At 34.9% G+C, this 4011-nt stretch carries 4 protein-coding genes; 3 read left to right on the top strand and 1 reads right to left on the bottom strand.

What is annotated here, in order from left to right:
* From ABWO41_RS16245 to ABWO41_RS16235, 3 genes are all read left to right on the top strand, one after another.
* Nucleotides 1-1246, top strand: a 1246-nt coding sequence (locus tag ABWO41_RS16245) for an FAD-dependent oxidoreductase (RefSeq protein ID WP_353140284.1), incomplete at its 5' end; no start/stop codon positions are given.
* 131 nt (nt 1247-1377) lie between these two features.
* Nucleotides 1378-1926 (top strand): peroxiredoxin, encoded by a 549-nt coding sequence (locus ABWO41_RS16240; protein ID WP_353140282.1) that lies wholly within the window; start codon nt 1378-1380, stop codon nt 1924-1926.
* A gap of 79 nt (nt 1927-2005) precedes the next feature.
* A complete protein-coding gene (locus ABWO41_RS16235) occupies nt 2006-2587 on the top strand; it encodes a carboxymuconolactone decarboxylase family protein (protein ID WP_353140280.1) in 582 nt (193 codons plus the stop codon).
* A 225-nt stretch (nt 2588-2812) separates the two neighbouring features.
* Here the strand turns inward: ABWO41_RS16235 and ABWO41_RS16230 are convergent.
* On the bottom strand, nt 2813-4011 hold a 1199-nt coding region (locus tag ABWO41_RS16230; protein WP_353140278.1), incomplete at its 5' end, for an SUMF1/EgtB/PvdO family nonheme iron enzyme.

Below are 4011 nucleotides of genomic sequence, written 5' to 3'. Positions count from 1 at the left end.
CTTGATTTTTACACAACGGGCTTTGGCACAGCATAAAACAGATGTTTTGGTAGTTAGTGCTTCTGCTAGCGGTACGTCTGCTGCAATACAAGCTGCCAGAAGCGGAGTGAAAACTATTTTATTAAATAAAGGAACACAAGTTATCGGAAATAGCTTGCCTAAAACGGATGTTCCCGCATTTAATTTGGGTTTTTGGAAAGAATGGCAGGATAGCTGTAAAACTGATTCCATTAACAAAGATCCCCGTTTAGTTTTGGAAAACAGGTTTCTTAAAAAGACTAAAGGATTGGAATACCTTAATTCCTCAAGGATTTTGGGTATTAAAGAAAAAGGTAAAAACTGGGTGGTTGAGATAGAAAGAAATGGAAAAAATGAAGATATAAAATGTAAGGTAATAATAGATGCTACGTTTTCGGCAGACGAGGAGATATTAAATCGATTCAATTTGCTCCCGTTGAAAAACGGAAAAATAGATGCAGTTACCAGTTTTGAAGCTACCCAAAGATTTAATCCCTATAGTTCGTATACTAAACTATACAGAACAAGTATTGCTGCGGGTTATGGCAGATCAAAAGATTCCGTTTATTATTTTCCAATAGGGATATTTATAGCTAAAACTAAACCAACTATATTGGTTGCAAATCTTGCTGCAAGTGTGAATCAAATTGATAATGAGGATTTACAAAATATAGCTTTATGGACCAATATTGGGCAGTCTATAGGTGCCTTGGCCGCATACGGTCCTTTCTTCAACACAACGGCAGATAAGGCGAACGTTAGAATGGTACAGGGAGAGGTCTTTACTTTTAAAAGTTTAATTTATCCGGTGACAGATGTTCCCGAAGACGATTTTGCTTTTTCTTCAGTACAAAGAATCATTGGTTCGCAAATATTAACTCATGATTTTGTCTCTGGTAGATTTAACCCCGAAGGAATCGTAAATAAAAATGATATAAAAGATATTCTTTCTGAATTGCATCCCAGGTCCCGTATCTGGTTTATAGAAAACCCTAAAGTTTCTGATTTAAGTGTGAAAGATGCTGTTTCTTTAATTAGTTTTATTGGCGGTAAAGAGATATACTCGATAGAGGACGAGCTTAAGCGTAGCTGGAAAGAAAAGTTTAAGTTACAGTCGGATTTCTTACCGGATAAAATGATAACGAGGAAAGAAATGGCTATTTTAATGAACCAATATCTTGCGCCATTTTCAATACGGGTAGATATGCAAGGCTTGTTTATAAAGTGATCTTATTCTGTTTTGTTTAATAATAGTTTTTGTCTATATGTGTATTGCTAATTGTGATGCTTAAATGATTGAAAAAATAGGCTTTGAGCCGTATATTTGCACCACAATAAAGAAAATAAAATTTATAAGATATGATTAGCGTAGGACAAAAATTTCCAGAGTTTTCAAAATTAGCAGTAGTTAGCTTAGAAAAAGGTAAAGAATTTGAAACAATTACTTCCGATTACTTAACAAATGATGACAACGTTTGGACTACAATTTTCTGGTGGCCTAAAGACTTTACTTTTGTATGCCCAACAGAAATTGCAGAATTTAACAAAAATTTCGGTGAATTTTCAGATCGTAACACTCGTTTAATTGGTGCTTCTACAGATTCAGAATTTGTTCATTTAGCATGGAGAAATAATCATGATGATTTAAGAGGTTTGAAATTCCCTATGTTAGCAGATACATCTAAATCTTTAGCAGAAGATTTAGGCATATTAACAAATGATGATCAAAAAGTAGCTTACAGAGCAACTTTCATTATCGATCCTCAAGGAATCATTCGTTGGGTTAGTGTTAACGATTTAAGCGTAGGTCGTAACGTAAAAGAAGTACTACGTGTACTAGATGGTTTACAAACAGATGAGCTTTGTCCTTGTAACTGGGAAAAAGGTCAGGAAACTTTAACCGTTTAAAAATATAAAAAACCCTTTACGAACTGTAAAGGGTTTTTTTACAACTTTTTATATTTACAACTATTTGATTATCAACAATATGTCAGAAATTAGAGATACCACAAGAGATATTTTAGATATTTTTGGAATAACAGAAATTACTAACGAATCCTTAAATATACTTAACCAAACAGACTTTAAATATTTAAGAGATCTTAAACTAAACTTCAACAGTACTTTAACCTCAGAGCATCTTTCTGAAAAAGAATGTGGTTTATTAGGATTAAGTATAGCTGCGAATAATCAAAATGCTATTTTGATAAAGTACTATACAAATTACGCTTTAAATAATGGTGCGACAGAAGAGGAAGTTGCCGAGTCTATTTCCTGTGCATCACTTTTAGCCTCAAATAATGTCTTTTATCGTTTTCGCCATTTTACCCAAAAAGAGAAATATGGTCAGATTCCTGCTCGTATAAGAATGCAGTTAATGATGAAGCCTGTAACGGGTAAAGAGTTTTTTGAATTACTAAGTTTAGCCGTTTCTGCAGTAAATGGGTGTGAACTTTGTGTTAATGCACATGAAGATTCTTTAATTAAATTAGGTTGTACCGAAGAAAGAATTTTTGATGCTGTTAGAATTGCCTCTATAGTAACTGCTACCGGAAAGGTGATTTACTAAATAAATTATACCAATTTATTGAAAAAATTAAATTGTGGAAAACTTTGTCTTTGAAACTTTAACTGATATTAGACAATTTAAAATTTTTTTCGTTAAATTAGTGTTGGGTTAATCATTATTGGACTGTTATAGTTCGCAGTCTGGTAGTCATAGGTTTTAATTGTTAACGAAGAAGGCCGCTTGAAATCATTCAAGCGGCCTTCTTCGTTAATTATTTTTATGTTTTTATTTTGATTTAAATCCTACTCTTGATTTAGGTTGTTTAAATTGAGGTGTGCTTTTTGGATTAATTTGAGGATTACCCACACTACTCATAGCACATCTGAAACCAATTTCTGCACTTGATTCACCCTGATCAAGAAACCTTCTTGTTCCTGGATTTAACCAATATGCTCTATCGTTCCATGAACCGCCTTTATAAACCTTAGATCTATCGCTCACTAAAGTGATTTTTCCATAAAGATCTAAGTTTTCCTTATCTAAATATCCCCTTTGATCGGCTTTAAATGAAGGAGATGCTGTTGTCATTTTTGGATCTTTCTCATCAGGAGTAGAAGGACTTTCTTCTGCAACATTTCCATATTTTTCTTTATGTAGATCGTAACGGTCTTTGCTTCCACCGGTTGCAGGTGTTTTTTTAGGAATATTTGATTTCCCTATAGTTACAATCTTGCCGTTGTTGTCGTATTCATTGTTTAAAAACTCATTTCCACGAAAAGGGCTGAAATCTTCCACATTACCAACATTTTGTCTATAAGTATCGGCAACCCATTCACTAACGTTTCCTGCCATGTTGTATAAACCAAAATCATTAGGCATATAGGCTCTAACCGGGGCTGTAATATCTGCTCCATCATTTAAGTAACCCGCAACTCCCATATTATCTCCTTTTCCTTGCTTAAAGTTGGCGTAAACCATACCTCTGGTGTCTTTACGCGGAGAACGAACTCCTAACCCATGCCAAGGATAAATTTTATTATTCGCAATTACATTATTGCCTGGAGAAGCAACAAATGCAAGAGCGGCATACTCCCACTCAGCTTCGCTGGGCAGCCTGTAATTCCCTGGAGTGAAAACGCCATCTTCAATTCTTGCCGTCCGTCCTTTTGGTCCATCTTTGCCGCCTGAAGGGTTGCTTAGCTTAATAGGGTTTTTACCTATATCTTCATATTGATTATTTAAATAAAGATCTTTGTCAAACGGAGCGGTATTAGGAGCTGTAGTTGAAGATCCTTTACCTCCCGAACCACCTCCTCCTTTGCCTGTATCACCATTTTTTACAGCTGAATATGTTTTCCAGTCGTTCATAATACCTTTGGTACGAAGGATATTCTCGTTAACAACATTTGTTCTCCATTCACAATATGCAACGGCTTGTTCCCATGTTACACCAACTACAGGATAGTCCTGATAAGCCGGATGTC

The sequence above is a fragment of the Pseudopedobacter sp. genome (genome assembly GCF_040392825.1).
In the GTDB taxonomy this organism is placed as follows: Bacteria; Bacteroidota; Bacteroidia; order Sphingobacteriales; family Sphingobacteriaceae; genus Pseudopedobacter.
Note: the sequence above shows the minus strand (reverse complement) of the source record. Positions and strands in the feature narration are given on the sequence as shown.